General features: G+C 50.2%; 25 protein-coding genes. 18 read left to right on the top strand and 7 right to left on the bottom strand.

Going from position 1 to position 24,539, the window contains the following annotated elements:
- Positions 1-34: 34 nt before the first annotated feature.
- Entirely contained in the window at positions 35-2,680 is a 2,646-nt protein-coding gene (locus I8U19_RS14810) for a phosphoenolpyruvate synthase (RefSeq protein WP_232331062.1), read from the top strand.
- An 88-nt stretch (positions 2,681-2,768) separates the two neighbouring features.
- On the opposite strand, the gene I8U19_RS14815 is transcribed toward I8U19_RS14810, so the two are convergent.
- Positions 2,769-3,227: a MarR family winged helix-turn-helix transcriptional regulator gene (locus tag I8U19_RS14815; protein WP_033102292.1), complete on the bottom strand. Its 459-nt coding sequence runs from the start codon at positions 3,225-3,227 to the stop codon at positions 2,769-2,771.
- Positions 3,228-3,469: 242 nt separating this feature from the next.
- On the opposite strand from I8U19_RS14815, the gene I8U19_RS14820 reads away from it, so the two are divergent.
- Positions 3,470-4,450 carry a glycoside hydrolase family protein gene (locus I8U19_RS14820; protein ID WP_198056374.1) on the top strand — a complete coding sequence of 327 codons (981 nt, stop codon included), beginning with the start codon at positions 3,470-3,472 and terminating at the stop codon, positions 4,448-4,450.
- A gap of 28 nt (positions 4,451-4,478) precedes the next feature.
- Here the strand turns inward: I8U19_RS14820 and I8U19_RS14825 are convergent, their stop codons facing one another.
- From I8U19_RS14825 to I8U19_RS14835, 3 genes are all read right to left on the bottom strand, one after another.
- On the bottom strand, positions 4,479-4,970 hold the full coding sequence (locus I8U19_RS14825) for a GNAT family N-acetyltransferase (RefSeq protein ID WP_198056375.1): 492 nt from the start codon (positions 4,968-4,970) through the stop codon (positions 4,479-4,481).
- Positions 4,971-5,076: 106 nt separating this feature from the next.
- Positions 5,077-5,982, bottom strand: coding sequence for a DMT family transporter (locus I8U19_RS14830; RefSeq protein ID WP_232337293.1), 906 nt, complete (start codon positions 5,980-5,982; stop codon positions 5,077-5,079).
- An 88-nt stretch (positions 5,983-6,070) separates the two neighbouring features.
- On the bottom strand, positions 6,071-6,247 hold the full coding sequence (locus I8U19_RS14835; protein WP_081944021.1) for a DUF896 domain-containing protein: 177 nt from the start codon (positions 6,245-6,247) through the stop codon (positions 6,071-6,073).
- A gap of 80 nt (positions 6,248-6,327) precedes the next feature.
- Between I8U19_RS14835 and I8U19_RS14840 the strand changes: the two genes are divergently transcribed.
- Positions 6,328-6,996, top strand: coding sequence for a YneB family resolvase-like protein (locus I8U19_RS14840; RefSeq protein WP_198056377.1), 669 nt, complete (start codon positions 6,328-6,330; stop codon positions 6,994-6,996).
- Between the two features lie 3 nt (positions 6,997-6,999).
- A complete protein-coding gene (locus tag I8U19_RS14845; RefSeq protein ID WP_198056378.1) occupies positions 7,000-8,073 on the top strand; it encodes a M42 family metallopeptidase in 1,074 nt (357 codons plus the stop codon).
- A 71-nt stretch (positions 8,074-8,144) separates the two neighbouring features.
- On the opposite strand, the gene I8U19_RS14850 is transcribed toward I8U19_RS14845, so the two are convergent.
- Entirely contained in the window at positions 8,145-9,848 is a 1,704-nt protein-coding gene (locus I8U19_RS14850; RefSeq protein WP_033102288.1) for an aromatic amino acid hydroxylase, read from the bottom strand.
- Between the two features lie 387 nt (positions 9,849-10,235).
- On the opposite strand from I8U19_RS14850, the gene I8U19_RS14855 reads away from it, so the two are divergent.
- From I8U19_RS14855 to I8U19_RS14875, 5 genes are read left to right on the top strand one after another with little or no spacing between them, the layout of a single operon-like run.
- Positions 10,236-11,087, top strand: a complete 852-nt coding sequence (locus I8U19_RS14855) for a hypothetical protein (RefSeq protein WP_033102287.1) — start codon at positions 10,236-10,238, stop codon at positions 11,085-11,087.
- Between the two features lie 9 nt (positions 11,088-11,096).
- Positions 11,097-11,678, top strand: a complete 582-nt coding sequence (locus tag I8U19_RS17755; protein WP_198056379.1) for a DUF4129 domain-containing protein — start codon at positions 11,097-11,099, stop codon at positions 11,676-11,678.
- A complete protein-coding gene (locus I8U19_RS14865; RefSeq protein ID WP_198056380.1) occupies positions 11,665-12,924 on the top strand; it encodes a DUF4350 domain-containing protein in 1,260 nt (419 codons plus the stop codon). Before I8U19_RS17755 ends, I8U19_RS14865 begins: the two co-directional genes overlap by 14 nt.
- Positions 12,882-13,841 (top strand): AAA family ATPase, encoded by a 960-nt coding sequence (locus I8U19_RS14870; RefSeq protein ID WP_309485183.1) that lies wholly within the window; start codon positions 12,882-12,884, stop codon positions 13,839-13,841. Before I8U19_RS14865 ends, I8U19_RS14870 begins: the two co-directional genes overlap by 43 nt.
- Positions 13,795-15,156, top strand: a complete 1,362-nt coding sequence (locus I8U19_RS14875; protein WP_198056381.1) for a DUF58 domain-containing protein — start codon at positions 13,795-13,797, stop codon at positions 15,154-15,156. The genes I8U19_RS14870 and I8U19_RS14875 overlap by 47 nt, the downstream gene beginning before the upstream one ends.
- 130 nt (positions 15,157-15,286) lie before the next feature.
- Here the strand turns inward: I8U19_RS14875 and I8U19_RS14880 are convergent, their stop codons facing one another.
- A complete protein-coding gene (locus tag I8U19_RS14880) occupies positions 15,287-15,808 on the bottom strand; it encodes a DUF4309 domain-containing protein (RefSeq protein WP_033102283.1) in 522 nt (173 codons plus the stop codon).
- Positions 15,809-16,039: 231 nt separating this feature from the next.
- Here I8U19_RS14880 and I8U19_RS14885 point away from each other — a divergent pair, with 231 nt between their 5' ends.
- From I8U19_RS14885 to I8U19_RS14920, 8 genes are all read left to right on the top strand, one after another.
- Complete coding sequence (locus I8U19_RS14885; protein ID WP_198056382.1) at positions 16,040-17,452, top strand: FAD-binding oxidoreductase; 1,413 nt, start codon at positions 16,040-16,042, stop codon at positions 17,450-17,452.
- Positions 17,449-18,750 (top strand): (Fe-S)-binding protein, encoded by a 1,302-nt coding sequence (locus I8U19_RS14890; protein ID WP_198056383.1) that lies wholly within the window; start codon positions 17,449-17,451, stop codon positions 18,748-18,750. The genes I8U19_RS14885 and I8U19_RS14890 overlap by 4 nt, the downstream gene beginning before the upstream one ends.
- 60 nt (positions 18,751-18,810) lie before the next feature.
- Positions 18,811-19,599: an SDR family oxidoreductase gene (locus I8U19_RS14895; RefSeq protein ID WP_033102280.1), complete on the top strand. Its 789-nt coding sequence runs from the start codon at positions 18,811-18,813 to the stop codon at positions 19,597-19,599.
- Between the two features lie 99 nt (positions 19,600-19,698).
- Positions 19,699-20,355 (top strand): fumarylacetoacetate hydrolase family protein, encoded by a 657-nt coding sequence (locus I8U19_RS14900; RefSeq protein ID WP_033102279.1) that lies wholly within the window; start codon positions 19,699-19,701, stop codon positions 20,353-20,355.
- Positions 20,348-20,968, top strand: a complete 621-nt coding sequence (locus I8U19_RS14905) for a GNAT family N-acetyltransferase (protein ID WP_198056384.1) — start codon at positions 20,348-20,350, stop codon at positions 20,966-20,968. Before I8U19_RS14900 ends, I8U19_RS14905 begins: the two co-directional genes overlap by 8 nt.
- A gap of 181 nt (positions 20,969-21,149) precedes the next feature.
- The gene (locus tag I8U19_RS14910) at positions 21,150-21,335 is read left to right on the top strand and encodes a type Z 30S ribosomal protein S14 (protein WP_033102278.1); all 186 of its coding nucleotides are present in this window, start codon (positions 21,150-21,152) and stop codon (positions 21,333-21,335) included.
- Positions 21,336-21,455: 120 nt separating this feature from the next.
- Positions 21,456-22,220: a threonine/serine exporter family protein gene (locus I8U19_RS14915; protein WP_198056385.1), complete on the top strand. Its 765-nt coding sequence runs from the start codon at positions 21,456-21,458 to the stop codon at positions 22,218-22,220.
- Positions 22,221-22,247: 27 nt separating this feature from the next.
- Entirely contained in the window at positions 22,248-22,694 is a 447-nt protein-coding gene (locus I8U19_RS14920; RefSeq protein WP_033102276.1) for a threonine/serine exporter family protein, read from the top strand.
- A gap of 17 nt (positions 22,695-22,711) precedes the next feature.
- Here I8U19_RS14920 and I8U19_RS14925 read toward each other — a convergent pair whose 3' ends face one another.
- Entirely contained in the window at positions 22,712-23,632 is a 921-nt protein-coding gene (locus tag I8U19_RS14925) for a diacylglycerol/lipid kinase family protein (protein ID WP_198056386.1), read from the bottom strand.
- A 276-nt stretch (positions 23,633-23,908) separates the two neighbouring features.
- Between I8U19_RS14925 and I8U19_RS14930 the strand changes: the two genes are divergently transcribed.
- A complete protein-coding gene (locus I8U19_RS14930) occupies positions 23,909-24,529 on the top strand; it encodes a YhbD family protein (protein WP_033102275.1) in 621 nt (206 codons plus the stop codon).
- The last annotated feature ends 10 nt before the right edge of the window (positions 24,530-24,539 follow it).

The following is a 24,539-nucleotide window of genomic DNA, read 5'->3' on the forward strand; positions in this document are numbered from 1 at the left end:
AATATAACCATACAGATTGGGGACGTGAATAGTGATGAGCTATGTTCTTCGCTTTGATGAGATCGATCGCCACTGTTTGCCGATGGTCGGCGGAAAGGGTGCGAATCTGGGGGAAATGGCCAAAGCGGGTTTTCCTGTTCCGCCCGGATTTTGCGTCACAACAGAGGCCTATCGCCAGTTTATCGCCAAAAGCGGGGAGTTGGATGAATGGCTGGACGCGTTAAATCGCTTAAAACCGGAACAGCTTGATGAGATCCGCATGTGGGGGGAGAGAATCCGCAACCACCTGCTTGAGCTTCCGTTAACGGAGGAAATACAATCGGCAATCGTCGGAGCTTGGGAGGCGCTGGGCAAAGAGCACGCTTATGCCGTCCGCTCCAGTGCGACCGCCGAGGACCTCCCAACTGCCTCATTTGCCGGGCAGCAGGAAACATATCTGAATGTAAAAGGGGAAGAAGCACTCCTCGACGCCGTCAAAAAATGCTGGGCGTCCCTGTTTACCGATCGGGCCATCACTTACCGGGCCAATAACGGATTTGACCATCGCTCCGTCTTCCTGTCCGTCGTCGTTCAGCAGATGGTTTTTCCGGAAGCATCCGGCATTATGTTTACGGCAGACCCAGTCACCGGACATCGGCGCACCGTTTCTATCGATGCCGGATTTGGTTTGGGAGAGGCGCTCGTTTCCGGCATTGTGACGGCAGATTTGTACAAAGTCCGGGACTATGAGATTATCCAAAAACAGATTGCCAAAAAAGAAAAAGGGGTTTTTCCGGTTCAGGAGGGCGGAACGGAAATCCGTGAACTGCCGCCTGAACTTCGCCAGGAACAAGTGCTCCCGGACCACAAAATCTTGGAGTTGGCGGAACTGGGACGAAGAATCGAAAATCATTACGGTTCCGAGCAGGATATCGAGTGGTGTTTGAAGGGCGATGAACTCTATATTCTCCAAAGCCGCCCGATTACTTCCCTCTATCCGGTCCCTCCGTCAAAGAATGGCGAATATTGCGTCTATCTTTCGGTTGGCCATTCGCAAATGATGACCGATTATATGAAGCCGCTCGGGATCTCGGTTTTTCAATCGCTCATTTCCCTTGATGATGTCACCTCTCAGTTTCCTGAGGTGGGCGGGCGTCTTTACTGGAATTGTTCCGGTTTCCTGTTCCTGAAGCCGGTTCAACGAAAGATTCTCAAAAGCACGGTTGCCGACGATAACCTGGTGGCGCTGAAAAAAGTGATCCAAAGCGAAGATTTTCAAAAGCTGGCACCAAAGCGGGGCGGGATGCGAAAAGCATTCGGTACATTGAAATTGATGTTGGGCCTGTACCGGAAGATCATTCCCCGGTTGATCCAGATTTGGTATTGGGAAGATCCGCAACTCGCGCTGAAAAAGGCCTTTGCCACATATGAACAGGATTTGGCCCGGTTCAGACAGGCATTGTCCCAACGCACCGGATCGGAACGGATTCGGTTGATCCGCGATCAAGCCGTTTTTGAGACGATCGTCGATCCCTTGGCCTACACCTATGCCGGATTCATTGCCTTGCCGGTCATCAATAGAAAACTGAAAAAATGGCTGGGAGAAGAATTGAGCCCCTCCATTCAAAAGTCTCCACCCGGAAACATCACCAGCGAAATGGGGCTGGCGATCGGGGATTTGGCAGATGCGGCCAGACCTTATCCCGAAGTCGTCCGGTACCTGGAACAGGCAGAAGACCGCACGTTTTACGAGGGGTTGAGCCGGGTGGAAGGCGGTGACGCATTCCGGGCGGAATTGGAGCGGTTCATGGAAAGATTCGGCATGAGGGCTCCCGGAGAAATCGACATTACACGGGTTCGTTACAGGGAAGCGCCCACCATGCTCGTCCCGTCCATTCTCAGCCATATGAGAAGCAATGCCCCCGGAGAGCACCGGGAAAAATTTAAAAACGGAGAACGGGAAGCCCATGAAGCGATTCAGGACTTGCTTAAACGGGTGAAGGAGCGCTGCGGCAACAGGAAAGCGAAAAAAATGTCCCGGCTCATCTCTCTTTACCGAAATACAGTGGGCATCCGTGAACTGCCCAAATATATCATGATTCGTTATTTCTCTCTTTATCGGGAAACCATTTTGGAAGAAGCCCAAACCCTTGTGAAAAAAGGGGTGTTTGAGCAGAAAGAGGACGTTTATTATTTGCGGCTGGACGAATTGATCGCCTTGCTGGAAGACCGCCTGAAAAAGGATGAAGTTCATGAACGGATCCGTTCCCGCAAGGCATCGGAAGAGATTTACCGAAAACTGACTCCTCCGTTCGTCATCACCAGTGAAGGGGAAACATTTTCAGCGGTCATCCGCAACGAGCAGGCACCGCCTGGGGCTTTGGTCGGCATTCCTGCTTCCGCGGGTGTTGCGGAAGGCTATGTCAAGGTTGTTCGCAGATTGGAAGAAGGAAAACTGAACAAAGGAGACATCTTGGTCGCTCCCTACACAGATCCCGGTTGGACGCCCTTGTTCCATTCGGCCAAGGCACTTGTGACGGAAGTCGGGGGCATGATGACCCACGGTTCCGTCGTGGCCCGGGAATACGGCATTCCCGCCGTTGTCAGTGTGGAAAATGCGACCCGGATTCTGAAGGATGGTCAGTATGTCCGTGTGGATGGAACCAACGGATATGTGGAGATCCTTGATGAAAATAATTGACAGGAATCCCCGCTGATTGCTTTCCGTTTGATAAATGATTGTTTACCCCGCCAGCATCAGGTGGGGTAATTTTCTTGATCATGCCGGATTACTCCATTTTTTGAAGGATGCGAAGAAGCTTGTGGATTGCGTAGTCCAGATCAATCCTTTCATCTTCACCAAGTTGATTGATCCGGTTGATCAGCAAAGAATGTATATCTTCCCACCGCGTTTTCACCAGGTTTTTTCCTTTTTCAGTCAACATGAGCTTGACATATCGCCTGTCGCTGACATCCTGCCTTTTGATGAGATATTCCTTTTCCTCGAGCTTATTGACCAACGGGGTTAATTGCTGTTTGGAAATATTGATGTTTTTGGCCAATCGGGTCATCGAAATTCCGTCTTCAATCGGGAACAGTTCCTCCAAAATGTGAAATTGCAGATGGGTTAAATCGGACTGTTTTTTAAGATTTGATGCATTCTGCAATGCAGGTTTGAACAGCTTGTCCTGAAGCAAAGGAAGAAGCTGAATAATATTAGCTGCGAGTTGTTCGGTTTTGGCAGGCACCGCTCAACTTCCTTTCCTCTGACTCTGTTGACAATCAGTCAACGATAATTTATGATTGAGTTGATCAGATAGTAAATAATTATTTATTTTTTTATGGGATTTATCGCACTGATCAAGGGTTAAAGGTTAATTTATGTTTACTGTTTGTGCAGATGAGAAATAAGGAATGATTTCTTAGTTTACCACAACAGAGCAGGTTGTTCCATGTGGGGCAAATTTCAAGTGAGAAGGAGAGATTTTCAATGCATTCACCAGGGTTGAAGTTCGGAATTTATCCGCTTGGTGTGGCCGGCACGCCCGCCGGCTTGGCTGTCGGGCCTGAGGACGACTATGAGCAGATTCAACTTGCGTTAAAACGTCTTCGGGGAAAGGCAAAATCACTGTTGCCCAGAATGTATCTCGTTTATACAGGACCGGCTGACACGGATGAGAAACTTTTATCCATTGTGGATAAATATGTACGGTCGGGATTGATCGGAGACTTGACGGTAGGTTCTTTGGCTCCGGACATAGAGATGGAGCGCTGGCTCGGGCTGATCCGGAAAATCATCAGACAGTACGGTTCCGAGATCGCTTCGCTGCAAATTACCAATGAACCCAATTTGACCTTCATGGACGGAGCAAATCCGAATATTGTGCAAATGTTGGTGCAGGGGGTTATTGCGGCAAAGGAAGAAACACAAAAAGCCAATGTGGGAGTGAAGATTGGTTTTGGCTCCGTACCGGACAACGGCCCAAAAACGGCTGCTGATTTCTGGGAGAAGTTGGCCAGGATCGGAGGGGAGACATTTACAGATTCATTGGATTATGTCGCCCATAATTTTTATGTCGATGTATTTGAAGAGCCACTCTCCGCAGATGAGATTCCCGGTTCAGTAGAGCGCTTGCTGCGTCGTTTGCGCGAAGTGAATCTCAGAACAGCCGGAATTCCCGACACCATCCCGATCCACATCGCTGAAAACGGATGGCCCACCGGCAAAAATCCCTTTACCGGCCATGACCGAACTTACGAAAGGCAGGCTGAAGTGCTTGAGCTGATCATCCGCACCGTTTATCAATTGCGCCATGAACTCAATATTACTCATTATAAGCTCTTCGGCCTGCGGGATGCGGACAGTTCCAAGGATGATCTCTTTCATCAATTTGGCATTATGCGGGATGATTACACGCCGAAACCGGCATTTCATACATTCCAACGTCTGGTGCAGGAGCTGGGGGAATAAGAGAAAGGCAGGAATGCAATCGAGGACGTCATAGGGTCCTCGATTTTTTGGTTTGCGGAAATTTCTTGTGAGCAAGAAACAATTCCATGAATTTGTCGAAACGTTCCGGGTCTTCCAGGCGTTTAAAGCCGAATTGGGCGTACAGGCCGTGCGCATCTCTTGTATATAACGTAAATTGATGAATATCTGCCAAACAGGGGCAATTGAGGATGGTTTCAAGCAGCCATTTTGACAGACCCTGTTTGCGGTGTTCCGGGAGAATAAAAACATCCGCCAGGTAGCCAAAAGTTGTATAGTCGGTGACCACACGGGCGAATCCTGCCTGATTGCCGTCTGTTGTATAGAGCCCAAAACAGAGAGAGTGGTTTATGGTACGTTTGATCTGTTCCAGTGTGCGGTTTTGCGCCCAGTAGGATTGATGATTGAGAAATTGCTGTATAACGGAAAGATCCAACCGTTTCCGGTCAGTGCTGATATAGTATTGCCCCTTTTCCACGCGATAGGGCCGGGTGAGATCCATCTGTATCACCTTCGCTGGATTGTTTTTAGTAGAAATATGTTTTTTATATCTTACTGTATTGAAACCTTTGAAAAAACAAAAATAAAAGAGAAGTTGCTACAATTTTTTACATCATTTTTGACAGGCTGTGACGCTTATCCGATTTTTTCAGTGCAGACAGATAAATGCCGCCAGCGATGAGCAGTGCCCCCAGATAGAAGTTCCATGAGAGTTTTTCCCCTAGGGTGAATGCCCCCAGCAAACTGCCGACAATCGGTTGGATGAAGAAAAAGAGCGAGCCGGTGGCAGCATCCGCATATTCAAATCCTTTGTTCCAGAGATAAAAGGCGAGAGCAGTCGAGATGATGCCGATGTAGAGAATGCCGATCCAGATCCAGAGACTGTGGGGAACGGTAAACGGATGGTTCCGGTATTCCCAGACGAAGAACGGTGCGGTAAATATCACCCCGAATGTGTTTGCCCAGAAGGTAACGGTCAAAGAGGTGTAGGTGACGGTTTTGAGTCGGGATAAAACGGTGTAAAGCGCCCAGGTCAGCGCTGCGCCGATCAGAGCGAGATTTCCTGCAAAGGAAGGGGATGAAGCGGTGAGCCCGGTCAGGTCGCTGACGATCAGCACCCCGATCGTCGCGAGGAGAAGGGCACTTGTTTTGGATAAGTTCAATTTTTCTTTCAAGATCCACCATGCGAACAGGGAGATGAGGGCAGGGGAAGCGGAGGTGATCAATGATCCCATCGCCGCACCTGACAGGTGAGTGCCGATGAACTGCAGTCCGATTGAACCTGTATAGCCGACGAGCCCGATCAGCGCAAACAGCCAAAGATCCCCGGGTTTTACCCGCCATTCCCGTTTGCGGAGAGCCCATAGCCCGAGGATGAACAGGGCGATCACAAATCGCCATTCCAGTAAAATCCACGAGGGAATGCAGGCCAAAACCACCTTGCTGACCACATACATCCCTCCCCAAATGGCAGCGGCAGCCGATAAACACAGGGGCCCGAGCCAATGTTTCAATATTTCCACTCCTTTTGCCAATCCACCGTCAAAAACGAGGTGGATTTGTATGATGATCATGCGTGCTATATAATGGATATGATGTGCTTCATTGCTTATCCACGAAACGGATTTGCGATAACTGCTGTTTGACCTGTCCGCGGATCGCTTTCAGGTAGACTTGATATAATCTGGCTTGTTCCTGCTTTTCCTGGTTTGTCAGTCCTTCTGCTTTTTTCTTGCGGGCCAGCTCATTAATGCGCTGGATCAGTTGTTGATCGATCATTTCGAATCACTCCTTCTAAGACACTTTACCCAAATCTCTGTTTTTGTGCAAGAACTTGAGAGGATGATGGTTTTTACTTTATGAAAGCTTTGATCTATGCGAGGGTCAGCACCAAAAAAGAGGAACAGGAAACAAGCCTGGAAAGGCAAATCGAGGAGTTATCGGAATGGGCGCGGGAATTAAACATGGAGACTGTTCAGACCATCGCGGAACAGCACAGCGGATTTGACCTTGATCGCCGGGGGCTGTATGAAATGCTGGAGGCGGTCAAAAAAGAGAAAATTCAGGCGCTTCTGGTTCAGGATGATACAAGGCTCGGCCGCGGAGAAGCCAAGCTGGCGATCATTCACCAGTTGTCCCGTCACAATGTACGCATCTTCTGCAAACAACAGGGAGGGGAACTGGAACTCGATGCCGGCGAATCGACCGTTCTCTCGATCATCGCCAAAGTTGAAGAATTGCAGCGCAAAATGATGAACCAGAAAATCAGCTGGGGCATGCGGCGGGCCATTCGGGAAAAAGGATTTAATCCGGCCAAAAATCTGAAAAACCAGGGGATGGGAGGAAGAGAGAAAAAAGAAGTGCCGATGGAGCAAATTGTGGCCCTGAAAGAAAAGAAACTGACGTTTGAAGAGATTGCTGCCACACTAAAAGGATTTGGCTATGATGTGTCCCGTGCGACCGTTCATCGCCGTTATCAGGAATGGAAGAAAGAGATGGCAGAATCAACGATAGAGTTGGAGGAGTAAAGGATGGCAACGATTCAATGGGAACGTTTTGAAAAGTTAACGCAGACTCCCGGTGCGCCGGGGTTTGAGCATGAAGTGAGAAAAATCATGCGTTCATACATATCCGAATATACGGGAGAGATCATCCAGGACCGGCTGGGCGGCCTTTTCGGGGTGAAAAAAGGTGATCCAAACGGCCCCAAGGTAATGGTCGCCAGTCATATGGATGAGGTTGCCTTCATGGTGACCAAAATCACCAGTGAAGGATTTCTGAAGTTTCAACCCCTCGGCGGTTGGTGGTCCCAGGTGATGTTGGCCCAGCGCGTTGACGTGATCAACCGCTCCGGCAAGCGCATTCCGGGGATCATCGGCTCCATTCCGCCTCATCTTTTGAGCGAGGAGCGAAGACGGAAGCCGGTGGAAATCGGGCAAATGTTTATCGATATCGGAGCGGAAAGCGAAGAAGAAGTGAGAGAATGGGGGATTCGCCCCGGGGATGTTGCCGTTCCCCATTTCCCGTTCGTGGAAATGGAAGGCGGGAAACGCTTGCTGAGCAAGGCCTGGGATAACCGGTTCGGCTGTGGCCTTGTCCTGGAGCTGCTGGACGGCTTGAAACATAATCATCATCCGAACGTGATCTATGCCGGGGCCACAGTGCAGGAAGAAGTCGGTTTGCGCGGCGCAGGAACAGCAGCCACGTTGATTGACCCCGATATCTTCTTTGCAGTCGATTCCGGACCGGCCGGCGATATTCCGGGCGTGAATGACGGCCTTGGCAAGATTGGAAAAGGAGTGGTTATTCGGCTTTACGACCGTTCCATGATCACGCTTCCCGGGATGAGGGACTTTTTGCTCGATACGGCGGAATCGGAAAATATTCCATACCAGTTTTTCGTCTCCCAAGGTGGTACAGACGCGGGCAGGGCGCATCAGACGGGCATCGGGATTCCCTCGGCAGCGATCGGCATCTGCGCCCGCTATATCCACTCTCATGCAGCAGTTGTGGACAAAGAGGATATCGAAGCGGCTAAAGCATTTGCGATTGCTCTGATGAAGCGGTTGGATCGCGCTGCCTTTGAAGCCATTTTGCCCCGTTAAATTGAAAAGACCAGATCGGAAGGCAATCATTTTGCCGCGATCTGGTCTTTTCTTTTCTCCGCACGATTTTCTTAACTGTTTCCCCGGTTTAACAAACGCATTCCGTTGGTGATCAGGGAATGGAGAGATGGGTCATCCTGCCCCAACTGTTCCAGTTCATGTTGGATCCGGTCGGCGAGAAGGCGGTAAATTCCTTTATCCCTGCAAATTTCAAGGATTTCGAGGCGGAGGAGCCAATCGCCGGGGCAGATATCATCCAGGGTGCGGGCAATTGAGGGCAACGCCTCAACCGATGTTTTGCCTTCGCGGATTTCACGCACCGCCTGGTATAAGTGATCCAGGGTAGAATAGGAAGGAACCGGTTCCTCATCCAGCTTCGGCTCTGCTTCATCGGCATAGTATTTTCCAGGATCAGCAGCTCCGGCAAACACGGACACAATCTCCCGGCCAATTACGAGATCGTATTCGCCCCAATCGGGATGAAAAAGCGTCTCGCCTCTGTAAGTGACTGTGCAGTCGGTCAGGGTGAGCAAAAGCGGATGGGAATGTTCTTCGATCCTGTCTGATACTCTGCCGGTTACCCGGAGACCGCTTTCCCAGTGCCAGTCGATGGTACTTCCCGGCTCCCCGCTTCCATTTTGCTTCACTACTCTTCCGATCGGCGCACCGAATCCGGAAGCATGGCGTTTCGTACCCTGACGGGGTAATTCGTTCCCATGAAAGGCGAGAGCGGTCGGTCCTGTCGTTTTCATGTAAACCGCTTCTCCTCTGTCGTCCCGGATCATGTGTGTAAACACGCCGCTCACTTGTAAACCGGTGTTGTACTCCACCGTTGCCACATCGCCGGAAGCGATCGCTTTTTGCAGTCCTTCCGTTCCGCCTGTGCGAAAAGCCATGCGCGCTGAGAATGTTTCCACCGCATCAATCAGTTGCTCAAAATCCCGGCAGACGAACAGCTGCGGCTGCGGTCTGGTGACATCATAGTCCGTCGCGATGCATGTTTCCAAATCAAACGGAAGTTTTCTGACCTGATCGGAAAGGCAATGCTGCCCTTCGCCGATCGACGAGAGAAGGCCTGCGCCGTAAATTTTGGGATTGTCGCAATCACCGATCAAACCGTATTCCACTGTCCACCAGTACAAGCGGGAAATGAGCGTTGCTTCTGATACGGTTGTGGCGGCGGCCCGTTTTTCCTGCAGTTCCTGTTCGGCTTTCCTGATATCATCGGGAGTGGATTCAGGATTTTCCATTACCTGGGTTAACCGTCTCGTTGCCTGAAAAACCTCGTTTTCTTCCCTGCTGGCCAACGCTTTGGCACCGATTTTCCCAAATGTTTTCACATAACGGGCATAGGTCTCATCGCTGAGAATGGGTGCATGTCCGGCTGCCTCATGAATAATGTCCGGAGCAGGCGTATAGGCGATATGCCCCAATGTGCGAATGTCGGTGGCGATGGGCAATAAGCCGTTCGCCTGAAATTCAAAAAAGGCCACCCCGGGAATCAAGCCGTCAATCGGGACAGCGCCCCAGCCAAACGGGGACAGGCATTGATCCATTTCTTCAATGCGCGGAATCCGTTCGATTAAAATGCCTGTTTTCGCCAATCCGTCCTGGTATGCGGCATGAGCCCGCTCCTTGAAGAAATGAACGTTTTGCCTCATTACATATCGCCAAACGGCCTGATCGATCGGAGTATAGCGTTCATATTTTTGCCGGGCGATATAACGTTTCAGGTGAGGCGGGATTTTCTTCGTTTGCAGTGAGACAAAACTCATCGCATTCACTCCTTTACAAAATAAAAAAAGCTCCGTCACCATAGGGACGAAAGCTCCGCGGTACCACCCTATTTGACAAATCGCCTGATTTGCCCACTTTTATGGTTGCCTCATCTTTGACGGCAAGTTGTAATTCACCGGCAGGGCACCCGGGTTTGCACCAACCCACCCGGTCTCTGTTTGCTGTACGTACTGACGGCTACTTTTTTCTTGCAGATGAGAAAATATACGGTTTTCTTTATTGCTTTTAAGCTTATACGCTTTTAAGCGATAAAGTAATTGTAAATAAGCATGCGTATTTTGTCAATCCTGTTAAAGAATTTTCCAGTATGACACAACCTTTAGGCAATGAATTCAGTTATAATGTTTTCGTTGGGAGGTGAGGCAGTGAAGGAACGTTCATACCATGCTCCATATGGGAAGCGGGAGCTGTTGGATGGCGCATTCCGCATACTGCGCCGTCATCTGAAACCGTACTGGTTGTTGTCATTTTTGGGGAATCTGCCGTTTGCCCTGTGGTTTAACTGGATGGATGTGAAACAGATGGTTTCTCCAAGCGCAGTATCGGCAATGGAAATGATCGGCGTTGAAGTTGCCGAAATATTGGTTTTTCTCCTTTTTCTTTACCCATTTTTGCAAAATGCAATATATCAGTCAGTTCAAAGCGGGGAAGCTGGCCTCCGATTTTTGTTTCGCGCCGCCTGGCGAAACGGTCGAAAAGTGTGGCTTGCCCAGCTGATTTTATGTTTGTTCTATTTTGCCCTTTTTTTGGTGATTATCGGGATCATCGGTGTTCCGATTGCTGTTTTGACACAATCCGGCGCGGATGCGGATTTTTCGGTCTTGGCCGCTTCTTTTGTTTCTTTCCTGGCCATTTGCGTGCCGGGGCTTTATTTCTTTGCCAAATTTTCTTTTGTCATCCCGGTGATCCATGAAGAGGGAGGGACGGTTCTGGGGTCCCTGAAGCGGAGTTGGTCTTTGACAAAAGGCTCAGCGGGGATGATCGCCTTGCATATATTTATTCTTTCCTTCATCCTCTCCATTCCTTATCTCGTGCCCGCGGAACTGTACGGAGTGGCCGTTGTGTCATCGCCAGACTGGCTGCTTTTGACCGTTGTGTACGGATATCAATTGCTCATCGCGCCCTTCCTTTATCCGGTGATCCCGATTTATCTGGCATTGGTTTTTGTGAATGAACGAATCAAGAAAGAAGGGCATGACATTTTGCATCACCTTTGATGGGGGTGAGTGTTTATCGCTGCAGATTTTGAGAAGGCCCACCGGCAATTGGAAGAGATTTTGGCAAAGCCCGAATACGGCAGGCAAACCACGACTTTGCCGCAATTTCACCTTCCCGGCTGGATGAATTCGTCTTTGCTGGAAGACACGATGCTGGGAATTTTCATTCTCTTCCTCTGTTGTCTGGTTCTCGGTATTGGATGGATTTTGCTCCGCTATTGGATGAAGCGGGTGAAAAAAGGACCGGTCCATGAAGAAACTCCGGAACAGGAGATCCCTTGGCTTGAAAAAGCAGAGCGTTATGCCGGTCTGGGCGATTACCGTTTCGCTGTTCGCGCGTTATATCATTATGTGTTGTTTTATACATATAAACGGCGGAAATTGGAAGAACTCCCCGGTCAGACCAATGGGGAACAACGGGATCAGATCAGTCAAACGTGGCCGGAAAAAGCGTCTCTTTTTTGCCGGCTGAGCCAGCGGTTTGATGAAATCTGGTATGGACACATGCGGATTGAACCGGCTGAATATGAGCGCTATTTAGAAGGTGCGATGAAGTTTGCAGAGAGTGGGAACAAAGATGCGGAAGAATAAAATCGGGATTGGAATCGTCTTGGCCATCATTGCCTGCTTCCTCGCCGGTCTGATCTGGCTTGAGTGGTCGAATGTCGCGGAAAAAGTTCCTTGGTCTTCGCAAAACCCGGAACCGACAGGGGTAAAAGCATTGTCGGAGTTTTTGTCTGAACGGGGTGTTCCGGCGAAACCGCTGGAAACCGAAAATAACCTGCCCTCCGGTTCCGGAAATACGTTGATGTTTGTCAATCCGCAAACAAATAAACCGAATCCGGAGCGCCTCCGCGCATTGCTGAACTGGGTGAGCCGGGGAAACCAGGTGGTGTTATGGTCTGCTCCTGATTCGGATTGGAGCAAAGCTTTCCGGTTCTCGGGGCAATCCTGCCGATTCGGTGAGGAGTATGTCAGGGTAAAACCGCAATTTCATCAGGAATGGCTGGACGAAGTTCAATTTCTGAGCTGGAAAAGTGCCACGTGCATTGCTCCCAGACAAGGAATTATTCCGGTTCTGAAGGATGATCAAAACCATCTGTTGGTTGGGTATAAACAGTCAGGTCAGGGGCGGATTGTTTATGTCCCGGACCCCTCGATAATCGCAAATAAAAATATTGATAAGGCCGATCACATTGCCCTGTTGCTGTGGATGGTATCCAATCCCTTTCAGAAGGCGGTTTGGTTTGATGAAACGAGTCACTCCTTGCTGGGACAAGGTGAAGCACCCTCCACGGAAACGGACGAGCTGCCTCCGATTCAGGATGAAGGGATCCCGGAGCCGTCGGCAGTCACTTTTTTGGTCGCATTGGGGATCAACGGCGGATTTGTGCTGGTGCAGATCGTTTTGCTGACACTTTTATGGCTGTTTGCCCGCGGAAAACGATTTGCTTCTCCGCGAATGGAACAAGTGGTCGAAAAACGCGATTCGATGGAATATATTGATGCAATGTCCAGATTGTATCGCCGTTCCAATCTGAGAATGGAAGCACTGCTTTTTATGAAGGAACAGTTGCATTTGGCGATATTGCAAAAACTGCGGATGCGGGGGCATGAATCGGAAGCGGAGTTGCTGCATCAGCTGGAAGTCGCGATGGGATCGGAATTTCGCCGAAACTATGAAAACATTGCCCGCCTGATTCAGGATGCAGCCGATGCAGACCGAAAACTGACCTCCTACATTTTTGTGGAGTGGAGTCGGACATTACGGAAATTGAGAAAGGAGATTGAGCAGTGGGGAGTTACGTCATCAACGTTGACCGCATCCAAAAGGTGAGCGAACAGGCGATGCAAGCCATCAATCAGGTTGTGCTCGGACAGGAAGAGAATATCCGTTTTCTGTGGGCCAGCTTTTTGGTCGGGGGACATGTCCTCTTGGAAGGAGTTCCGGGACTCGGAAAAACGTTGCTCGTCCGGACGCTGGCCCGAATCGTCGACTGTTCCTGTTCCCGTCTGCAGTTTACTTCGGATCTGATGCCCTCCGATGTGACCGGAACCAAAGTGTATGATATGCAATCGGGAAAGTTTACGTTTCGGAAGGGCCCGATTTTTGCCGATATCCTGATTGCTGATGAAATTAACCGTACACCGCCGAAAACGCAATCGGCCCTGTTGGAAGCGATGGAAGAAAAACAAATCACAATTGACGGGGAGACTTACACCTTATCTCCACTCTTTTTTGTCGCCGCAACACAAAATCCGATTGAATATGAAGGTACGTATTCCTTGCCCGAGGCGCAGTTGGATCGCTTTGCCGTCAAGCTGGTTGTCGATTATCCGGAGGAAAAGGAGGAGGAGCAGTTGCTCGCCGGCCACCGGATCGGGGGAAGAGAAGAAATAACCTTGAAACCGATCGTCGGGATGGAAGAGATATTGGCGATACGTAATGACTTGGAGCAAATATCTGTTGATCCTTCGGTCGTTCAATATTTGTTGCAAATGTTGCGCGCCACCCGCCGACATCCCAAAGTGATGCTGGGGGCCAGTCCGCGTGCGGGCCTAGCCATTCTGTCCCTCAGCAAGGCGGAAGCTGCGATGAGCGGACGGACCTTTGTGACACCGGACGACGTAAAGAGATTGATCAAACCGGCGCTCAGGCATCGCATCCTTTTATATCCTGAGGGGGAACTGGAGGGATGGAAAGCGGATGATGTTTTGGCAGAAATTATGGAAGCTTCAATGGTTCCAAGGTAGAGCGGTCATCCCGGCCCCCCGCTTTCTGCGGCTGGTTTTTTTCAGTGTTTTGATCACCGGATTTGGTGCTTGGTGGGGGCTTGGCGGTCTGTTTTTCCTCCTTTCAAACGGAATCCTGCTCGGGCTGGTGGCGATCGAATTGCTCCAATTAAGGAAAATGCCGAAGTTCGGGGGGAAACGGGAAGCAAAGGCTCTGTTTGAACTCGGAGAAGAGAATCAGATCCGCCTGTCGCTCCATGCTTCAGCTCCCGCGGTCGGAACGATGTGGGTGCGGGATGATTTCCCCCATGGGTTTTCGGTCAATCAGCGGACATTTCAAATCGAGTGGAAAAGAGAGACAGAACAGGCGATTGTTTATACGGCCCGGCCACATCGCCGGGGAAAGCATTTCTTTCACGATTTGCATGTGCGCATGGAAAGCAAATGGAAGTTGTTTCATTATGAAGAGCGGATTCCGGCGCGGCTGGCCGTCGATGTTTATCCCCGTTTGGAACCGGTTCGCCGGGTAAAACAGGGATTCTACCGGAGCATGCCCGCCTCTGAAGGGCAGCCGATTGCGCGGGTTTTTGGCCGGGGACAGGAGTTTTCCCATATCCGGGAATACCGTCCGGATGATGATCCGCGCCAAATCAACTGGATGGGCACGGCCCGGCGCGGCAAACTGGTCAGTAATGTCTATCAGCCGGAAACAGGGCAACAGGTTGCGATTTTTATCGACTGCGGACGGCTGATGGGGGTGCGGAATGACGGGGAATCCCGTTTGGATCGCGCTTTGGAAGCTGCTTTGGGCTACGCGGCGATTGCCCTGGACCGGGGGGAGCAAGTGAGTGTGATCGCTTTTTCAAACCGGATGTTGCGGATGATTCCGCCGGGAAAAGGGATGGCCTATCTCAATAAAATCATTGAAGGCGTCTATGATTTAGCGCCGGATGATGTCGAGTCGGATTACTTGGCTGCATGGGAGGCGGCCGCCCCTTTCCTGAAAAAGCAGACCTTGGTCACGTTGTTTACCGATGCGGCAAACGTTGCTTTTGCCGATTCGTTGTACCGCATGGTAACCCTGGCGAAAAAACGCCACCTCGTTTTGACTGTTTCGATGCAGGAACCGAAGTGGACCGAGATTTTGCAAAAAGAACCGAATCATGAACTGGATGTCTACCGGCAAATTGCCGTGGAGGAACTCATGTCCGAACGGAAAAAGGCGCTCACACGATGGAATCATAAGAAAGTGATTGCCCTCGATGTTGAACCGGAGCGATTGGCAAGCAGCGTCATTTATTCTTTTCTCGACATTCGCTGTCGCATTTGGACGTAAAACAAAAGCCTGTTCCCGATTTTGCGGGAATGGGCTTTTCCGTTAACGGCAATCGAAATCGGAAGCGGAGTATGGCTCTCGTAGACAAAAACCGCCCGGTTTTCCAATGGGGCGGTTTGGCCAACATCATTTATTTTTTATGAACGTAAATTTCTTTGAATGTTCCGGGTTTATTGTTTTCATCATAATAAAATACGAATTCAAGTTGATATTTTCCTTCTTTGTATTGAAAGTAAATCCCGTCCTCCCCGTAAACGACCTGCTCAGGTTTTCCGGCTGTTTCTTCTACGTCGGTGACCGTGATGTTCTCCAGTCTTTGATCAAAAGAAGTAATCCAGGTGACCCGGTTGTTTTCGAGTTGAAAAGATATTTTTCGATCATTGTAGTAAAGATATGCTTCATCTGAGCCTTGATCAGGCTGTCCCCAAACCTTTTGAATGCAAGTTCCTTTTGAACCGATGCCAAATCTTTCACTGTTGATGGTTTTTCCGTGAGAAGCCAGCTTAACCGTTTTGGCGACAACCTGTTTCGGGCTTTCCGACAAGGCTTTCATTTGTGCCCCTGTTGCAGCATGAGCGCCGGCAATGGAGGTCATGAAAATGGTTCCGGTTACAAAAACGGAGAGTAAAATCAGCTTTATCAGCCTGTTCATGCAACTTCCTCCTTTTAATGCTGTTCAAATATATATTCGTAACGAATGGGGAAATTACTTCTATTTTAATTGAGCGGAGGACAAAAAATATTAAAAACAGATAGGATTATCGCTTTATTAATAGAAAATTACTAAATAGACATCTGATTATATGACAAGTGTGGAAGGATTTTGGCCTGGGTGAAGCGGCAGGTTCTTCGTTTGGTGGAAGCAGGAAGGAGGGGAGAGGAGATGGGGTTGGATCCAAGTATTGTAAAGGAGCTGATTCGCATCACGGATGAGGAGCGAGTTTTGCTTTCGCTCGATGAGCGTTACACCTATGCGTTTGATGCGTCTTTTGGAACCTATCTTCCGGATGTTGTCGTCTTTCCGCAAAGCGCGACGGAAATCGCGGAAATTATGAAGCTGGCCAACCGGGAACAAATTCCCGTGACGCCGAGGGGAGGAGGGACTTCCCTCAGCGGCGGCCCTCTTCCCGTGGCCGGCGGGATCGTCCTGGCGATGACGCGGATGAATAAATTGCTCAGGATTGACCGGGACAATTTAATCGCCTTCGTCGAGCCGGGGATTACGACGGCAGAACTGCAAAGGGAAGCGGAGAAAGCAGGGCTCTTCTACCCGCCCGACCCCAGCAGTTCCAACGTTTCGACAATCGGTGGGAACCTGGCCGAAAATTCCGGGGGCCCCCACGGGCTCAAATACGGGGTGACCAAGCATTATGTTATCGGGCTGGAAGTGGTTACTCCGCAGGGAGAGATCATCCGCACCGGAGGGATGACGGTCAAAAATGTAACCGGATATGATCTCACCTCCTTGATCGTCGGTTCGGAAGGAACGCTCGGCATCATTACCAAAGCGGTTCTCCGCCTTATTCCCAAACCTCCGGCCCGTAAAGCGCTGATGGCCATTTTTGATGAGATTGTCGATTCCGGGCGGGCCATCAGCGGTATCCTGAAAAACGGCATCCTTCCGGCAAAGCTGGAGATGATGGATCAAGCCTCGATCCGGGCCGTGGAAAACTATCAACCGTCGGGGTTGCCGCTTGATGCAGCAGCAATTCTTCTGCTGGAAGTGGACGGGCACCCGGCGGCGGTTGACGAGGAAATCCGAAAAGCAGCGCAAATTTGCCGGCAATATGCAGCCAGGGAGGTGCGGCTGGCCGCGGATGAAGCGGAACGGGCGGAACTTTGGAAAGCGAGAAAGCTGGTATCTCCGGCAATCAGTCAGGTAAAACCGACGAAAATCTCCGAGGATGCGACGGTGCCGCGCAGCAAAATTCCGGAGATGCTGGAGCGGCTCAGGCAAATCAGGGAAAAGTACCAGCTCCATCTGGTCGTGTTCGGGCATGCGGGAGATGGAAATTTGCATCCCAATATTATTGCCGACAGCAGGGATCGGGATGAGATGAAGCGGGTTGAAGAAGCTGTTGCAGAGATTTTCAAAGCCGCGGTGGAATTGGGCGGAACCTTGTCGGGAGAGCACGGCATCGGAACCATGAAGCCTGCCTTTATGGAGATGGAGCTCGGTCCCGCCGGTCTGGATATGATGCGCCGCATCAAACAGGCATGGGATCCGAACAATATTTTGAATCCGTTTAAAATCTTTCCGCAGCCGGGTCAAACGCGGGTGGTGTTGACCGAGTGAATGAATGGCAAAAGCTCCTTCCTCATGATGAGACATTCAAGTGTGTCAAGTGCGGGTATTGCCTTCCGGTTTGCCCGACATACAAGGTGTTGGAAAAAGAATCAGCCTCACCCCGCGGCAGGATCGCCTTGGTAAAAGCGGCGGCGGAGGGGAAAATCGATGTGTTGCAGCATCTGGCCGGGCCGATTGACCTGTGTCTGGGCTGTCGTGCCTGCGAAGTGGCCTGTCCGGCGGAAGTGAAGTACGGCGTAATTTTGGAAGGCGCCAAACAGGCGATTCACGGGGCCAAACAGGAGAAAAAAGCGGAAACGCCGCTGTTCCGCTGGTTGGAGAAACTCATTTTTCAGTGGTTGTTTCCATATCCCGGCCGTTTAAAAGCACTGAGCGGGATACTGTGGTTTTACCAAAAGACGGGGTTTGCCAGATTGGTTGAAGTCTTGGGGTTCAGCCGGTTCTTGCCATACCATTTGGGGGAGTTTGCTGCGGCGTTGCCTGCGGCCCCCTTTCCTCTCTCTTTTTTTGGAAGGAAAGAGAGGCTCGCTCCACGCAAGGGGAAAAAAGCCCGTGTTGCTTTTTTTACGGGTTGTATCATGGACTCGCTCTTTTTTGAGACGAACCGAAAGAGTATCGAATTGTTAGCCGCAGTCGGATGCGAAACCATTCTGCCCAAAGGGCAAACCTGTTGCGGGGCGCTTCATGCTCATGCAGGTAAAATCAGTCAGGCCAAGAAGCTGGCCAAACGCAACATCGAAGCGTTTGAAAGGTCCGGTGCCGATTGGGTGGTTACCAATGCGGGAGGATGCGGAGCAATGCTGGCCGAGTATCACCACTTGCTGTCGGATGAGCCGGAATGGGCGAAAAGAGCGCAGGCCTTTGCCGCAAAGTGCCGGGATCTCAGTACGCTGTTGGAGGAATGCGGGCCGCTCCCCTTTAAGAAGAAGATTTCCTGTCGTATTACCTATCAGGACTCCTGCCATCTCAGAAATGTACAAAATGTTATTTCCGCTCCCCGAAAGTTACTTCACTCCCTTCCGGGGGCCGAAGTGGTTGAACTATGCGGAGCCGGGGAATGTTGCGGTTCAGCCGGTATTTACAATTTGATCCAATATGAGACTTCCATGAAGGTGCTCGACCGGAAAATGGAGGCGGTCAGAGAAACCGATGCGGAGATTTTGGTCACTTCCAATCCGGGTTGTTTGCTGCAGATGCGTCTGGGGATCAGGAGGGCCGGTTTGGAAAACCGGATGAAAGCAGTCCATCTCGCCGACTTGCTCCATGAAGCCTGCACGGGGGAATAAGTGAGTGGCAGGAAGATAACTTTTCATTCTATGATTAGAAAGAGAAGGAGGAATGAAGCAATGGATTTGGGATTAAAGGGAAAATCAGTTCTGGTTACAGCAGCAAGCAAAGGACTGGGGAAGGCAAGTGCACTTGAGTTTGCGCGGGAAGGTGCCAAGGTGACCATCGCGAGCCGCAACCTGGAAGAACTGAAGCGGGCGGCGGGGGAAATTGAATTGGCGACAGGGCAAAAAGTGACTGTAGTACAAATGGATGTGACGCGGGAAGAAGATATCGAGCGGGCGGTGAAGACGGCAGCGGAGGCCGGAAACGGTCTGGATGTGCTTGTGACCAATGCCGGTGGTCCTCCGGGAGGGACGTTTGACGACTTTGCCGATGAGGCATGGATGGGGGCATTTGAACTCAATTTGCTCAGCGCGATCCGGCTCATTCGGACCAGCTTGCCTTATATGCGGGCCAAGGGAGGCGGAAGGATTGTTACGATCACTTCGACCTCCATCAAACAGCCGATCCAGGGGCTGATTTTGTCCAATACGATCCGTGCCGGGGTAAATGCCCTGACGAAGAGTTTGTCGGTGGAACTGGCCAAGGATCAAATTTTGGTCAATACAGTTGCTCCCGGACGGATCGCCACAGACCGCGTAGCCGAATTGGATCAGGCCAAAGCCGAAGCAAGCGGGAAATCCGTTGACGAAGTGAAAGCGGAAATGAGCGGACAAATCCCGCTCGGCCGGTATGGACTGCCTGAAGAATTCGGCAGGGCCGTAGCTTTCCTCGGTTCCTTCGCCAATACCTATATTACCGGCCAGGCTCTGCTCGTTGACGGCGGAATGGTCAAAGCGCTTTAAGCAACACTGAGTGAAAACCCTTCCCGCTTGATCAAAATAGATGAAGCGGGAAGTCCTGCTTTTTTTAATAAAGATGACAGAAGAAAAGAGGTCCCGGTAATGGAATCGATTCGCAATATTTACTGTGTTGGCCGCAATTATGTTTTGCATGCAGCGGAACTGGGCAATGAGGTTCCCAAATCTCCGATGATTTTTTCCAAACCGACTCATGCGCTTATCCAAGCCCGGGGGCAGGTGATCGATTTGCCCGGTGACCGCGGGGAAATTCATTATGAAACAGAGTTTGTCATTCAGATCGCCAAACCGTACGAAACGGGAATGAAAGCGGAGGATGTGGTGGATCGTTTTGCCCTCGGCATCGATTTTACCTTGCGCGATGTACAGAGCGAATTGAAAAAGAAAGGCCATCCCTGGCTTCTGGCCAAAGGATTTCCCAACTCTGCCGTCATCACGGAGTTTCGGGAATTTCCCGGGACGGAAGTGTGCAAAGCCCGCTCTTTCTCCCTGATTAAAAATGGCGAAGAAGTTCAGCGCGGCAGCCTCAGCGACATGATTTTCGACCTGGATACAATCATTTCATTTTGCGCCGACCATTTCGGCATCGGGCCCGGCGATCTCATCTATACGGGAACCCCGGCCGGCGTGGGAGCAGTTAAAAACGGGGATGAGTTGCAACTGAAGTGGGACGGGGAGATCCTCGGACATTGTTCGATTCACCTATCTGAAAGAATAGAAGGGGCCGTACAATATGAATGACACACTCTTTGAAAATCCGCCTGTTTTGGAAGGGAAAAGAATCCGGCTTGTCCCGATGGAATTCGAGCATGTAAAGCCGCTTTTCAAAATCAACGACCCGTCGATCTGGACCTATACGCTGACCGAGATAAGGACGGAAAAAGAGATGGAAGACTGGGTGGCAGAAGCGATCCGACTGCGCCTGGAAAAGACGGCCTTACCGTTTGTCGTCATCATCAAGGATACAAACCAGGTGGCCGGAGCGACCAGGCTTTTTAACATGAACGGAAAGCAACGATGCTGCGAACTGGGATCGACTTGGTACGGAGTGGAGTATCAGAGAACGTTTGTCAATTCCGAAGCCAAGTTTTTGCTGTTGCAATTTTGCTTTGAAGAACTGGGATTGATCCGGGTTCAGCTGAAGACCGATGAGCGCAATCTGCGGTCTCAAGCGGCGATCGAGCGTCTGGGTGCCGTTAAAGAGGGCATTTTGCGCAATGAACGTATCCTACACAATGGATATATCCGAAACGCCGTGTTGTATTCAATTACCAATCAGGAATGGGAAAAAGTGAAACAAGGGCTGCTGGAACGGGAAAAGCGCTATGCTTTGAGTCTGGTTCATGGCAGGTGATCGATGAAAGCGCCCATCCCCAGCGCACGGGATGAAGTGCTGAACTGCGAGGATATTTTAAAAGGAGCCTTTTTACAGAGGGTTCCTTTTAATTTTTTGGTTGTATCACATAATAAAACAAGGCTTTTCCAAAATACGGATGGATCACCACGTTGATTTCCGTAAAAAAGGAGGGAATCTGTTGGCGAAAAAATCAATGATTGTGAAGTCCGAGCGTCAACCGAAATTCAAAGTTCGCGCCTATACGCGTTGCAAACGTTGCGGACGACCGCATTCGGTATTGCGCAAGTTCGGGCTCTGCCGCATCTGCTTCCGTGAATTGGCTTATAAAGGGCAAATTCCCGGTGTCAAAAAGGCCAGTTGGTGATGGAACGGATCCGGATGCGGGAAAAGAGCGAAAGGCTCCTGCTTTCAAGGCAAGAGCCTTTACTTGATTCCAATAAACGGAAAAACGATCCTACCAAAAGGGGAGAAAGCGGGATTACGAATGAAACACGCTCATTCCATAAGCGAAATGATGGAGATCTGTTTGCTGGCGGGAAAGTTGCTGCTGGAAAGCGGAGCGGAAACCTATCGGGTGGAAGATACGATCGCAAGATTGGCATCGAGCGGCGGGATTGAATCGATTGAGGTTTTTGTGGCTCCAACGGTGATTATCCTTTCGATGAGGAAACCGGGACAAGCGGAGGATTACACCAAATTGGTTCGGATAACGAAACGGTCGACCGATTTGCACAGGGTTACCCTCGTTAACGATCTGTCACGAAAAGTGAGCCGGGAATTTTGTACATTGGAAGAAGCGAAAGAGAAATTGAAACAGATGGAACGGGATTCGTCGCCCTACCCGCCCGGTATGAGAATCACGGCAGCCGCGTTGGTGAGCGGTTGTTTTACCCTGATGTTTCAGGGGAGCTGGAAGGATTTTTTGCCGGCTTTTATCGATGGGGGACTCGGTTATTTTCTTTTTTTGTTTTCAAAGCGATTTGTTTCTGTTCGATTTTTCTCCGAACTTCTGGCGTCCTGCCTCATTGGGGTGGTTGCGAAACTGGCGGTTTTGTTCGGATTGGGAAAAGAGGTTGACCGCATTATCATCGGCTCGGTCATGCCCTTTGTTCCGGGGGTGCTGATCACCGATGCCGTCAGTGATCTCATGAAAGGCCATTTGTCTTCGGGAATGCTGAGGGGAGCTGAAGCTTTTTTAACCGCGTTTGCGATCGGAACCGGCATTGCAGTGGTGATTGCCGTCTGGTAAGCAGTGAAAAAGGAAGGGATATGTTGAATGATCGTTGCGTTCTTAGTCAGTTTCATGGCTTCAGCAGGCTTTGGCATCCTTTTCAATGCTCCTAAAAAAGCGTTGGTTCCCGGCGGGCTGATCGGGGCGATCGGTTGGGTGCTTTATATGGGATTATCGAGCCGGAACCATTTGGCCCAGGTTTTTGCCACGGTAGTGGCCTCGTTTGCGGTAACAGCGATCAGCCAATGTCTCGCCCGGATTTACCGGATGCCGGTTCTCGCCTTTAATGTTTCCGGGATTATTCCTCTTGTGCCCGGGGGGATCGCCTATCACACCATGAGACAACTGGTGGAAAGCAATTACATTGCCGCGATTCAATCGGCGTCGCAAACCTTTTTGATTTCGGGAGCGATCGCGTTCGGGCTTGGGTTGGGTGGAACCATTATCCCGATTATGATCAATAAATGGTGGCCGGTTGCAAAGCAAAAGTGACGTGTCTTTTTAACGGTTTACGGATCCTGGTACCCTTTTCGCTCATTCAGGGCCTTGTCATCCCCGACCACCATCCGCAGATGGCCGGGCAAGATGGAGAGGGTTACAGGGGTATAACTGTTTTTTTCGCCGTCACAGTCCACTTTCAATGGGGGAGTCGTTTTTACACGGACTTTTTTGGCGTGAAAATAAACCAGATCTTTTCCTTCCGGCTCTTCCGTAGTCAGGTAAGATGTGAGCATCGACCAGAAAGAACTGAAGGAAACCTCCTTGAAAATCAGGACATCGAGCCAGCCGTCGGTGACGCTGCTCTGCGGGAAGTAAGCATTTACCCCTCCGATAAAAGAGCCGTTTCCAACCAGCACCATCGTTGCTTTTCCTTTAAAAGCGGCAGTATCCGCTTCGATATCCAGTTCAAACGCTTCCTGATGATTCAGTGTTTGCACGGCGCTGAGATAGTAGGAAAGGCGCCCGAACTTCTCTTTTAAATCACCGCGGATCTCTTCGGAGACCTGCGTGATGAGTCCGATTCCCCAAAAGTTGAGAAAATAGCGGTCTCCGTGTTTTCCGATATCGACTTTCCGCTCTTTTAAATGGATGATCTGTTCAACCGCTTCCCGGTAGTCCTGGGAGATGCCCAGTGTTCTGGCGAAGTCGTTGCAAGTGCCGCCGGGCAGCATGGCGAATAAAGGCGGATTCCTTAACTTTGCCAGCGCATTGACGCATTCATGAACGGTTCCGTCCCCGCCAACAGCAATTACGAGATCCGCACATGCCCCCTGTTCACCGATAATTCTCGCACTGTCCCCCGGCCTGGAAGTATGACAAATCTCGATTTTATCGGCGATCTCTTGAAAGCGCCGGGATACTGCATCGACATTTGTGATCAGTTCTTTGTTTCCGGCGTTTGGATTTACCAGGAAAATGATTTTGTCCATTCGCATCCCCCATCAGAATCGGGCGCCAAGGAAAGCCCCGTCCGGATTAGTAAATCAAGCGTGGTTTCTTCCAGAATAGCAAAAAATGGTTGCACTTGCGAGGGCGGTCACGCTTTGTTCCTGATTCACTTTTTTCAGATTCATGAAGGGCCTGGATCGTGGAGCAGCCCCTGTCGAGAGGGTTATCGTCGTCCGCATCAGGTTTTTTAAAGATGAAAAACCTCTTCTCCAACGTAACAGTGTTATGTTACAATAAAAGCGGAGGGGGTGTTCGCGATGGAGCAAGAGTTGATTTCCAAAAAGGAACTGCTCGAGATGACCGGGATTTCGTACGGCCAGCTATACCGTTGGAAACGAAAAAATCTGATTCCGGAAGATTGGTTTATCCGCAAATCTACTTATACCGGACAGGAAACATTTTTTCCACGTGAAAAGATCCTGGGGCGGATCAACAAAATCAAAAGCATGAAGGATGACCTTTCGCTGGATGAAATCGCCCGCCATTTTATGCCTGATCTTAAACAAGTTACGCTGTCAAAAGAAGAATGTTTGAAACGAAACATTGTTTCGGAGTTGGTTGTCCGGATTTTTACGGAGCAGAACGGGGAGAAGAATGTTTTCACTTTTGATCAAATCTTTCAGTTGTTTGTGCTGGAAAAGGCGTTGCAAAGCGGGCAAATAAGCTTGGAAGAAGGGAAATTGCTGCTTAAAACTTTGGTTCTGCATGCCGGCGGCTTGAAAGGGAAAAACGGAGAACTCGTTTTTATTCGCAAAATGGGGGTTTCGGCGTTTATTTTGGCGGGGGCAACGGAGATCTTTTTTGATCCCGAAGTGAATGTTCTGCTGCGCTTGAGTTTGGCTGATCTCTTGGAAGAATTGAGATTAAGGATGGAATAGAACGGGGGAT

It is taken from the genome of Thermoactinomyces sp. CICC 10523, from assembly GCF_016055105.1.
GTDB classification, from domain to species: domain Bacteria; phylum Bacillota; class Bacilli; order Thermoactinomycetales; family Thermoactinomycetaceae; genus Thermoactinomyces_A; species Thermoactinomyces_A daqus.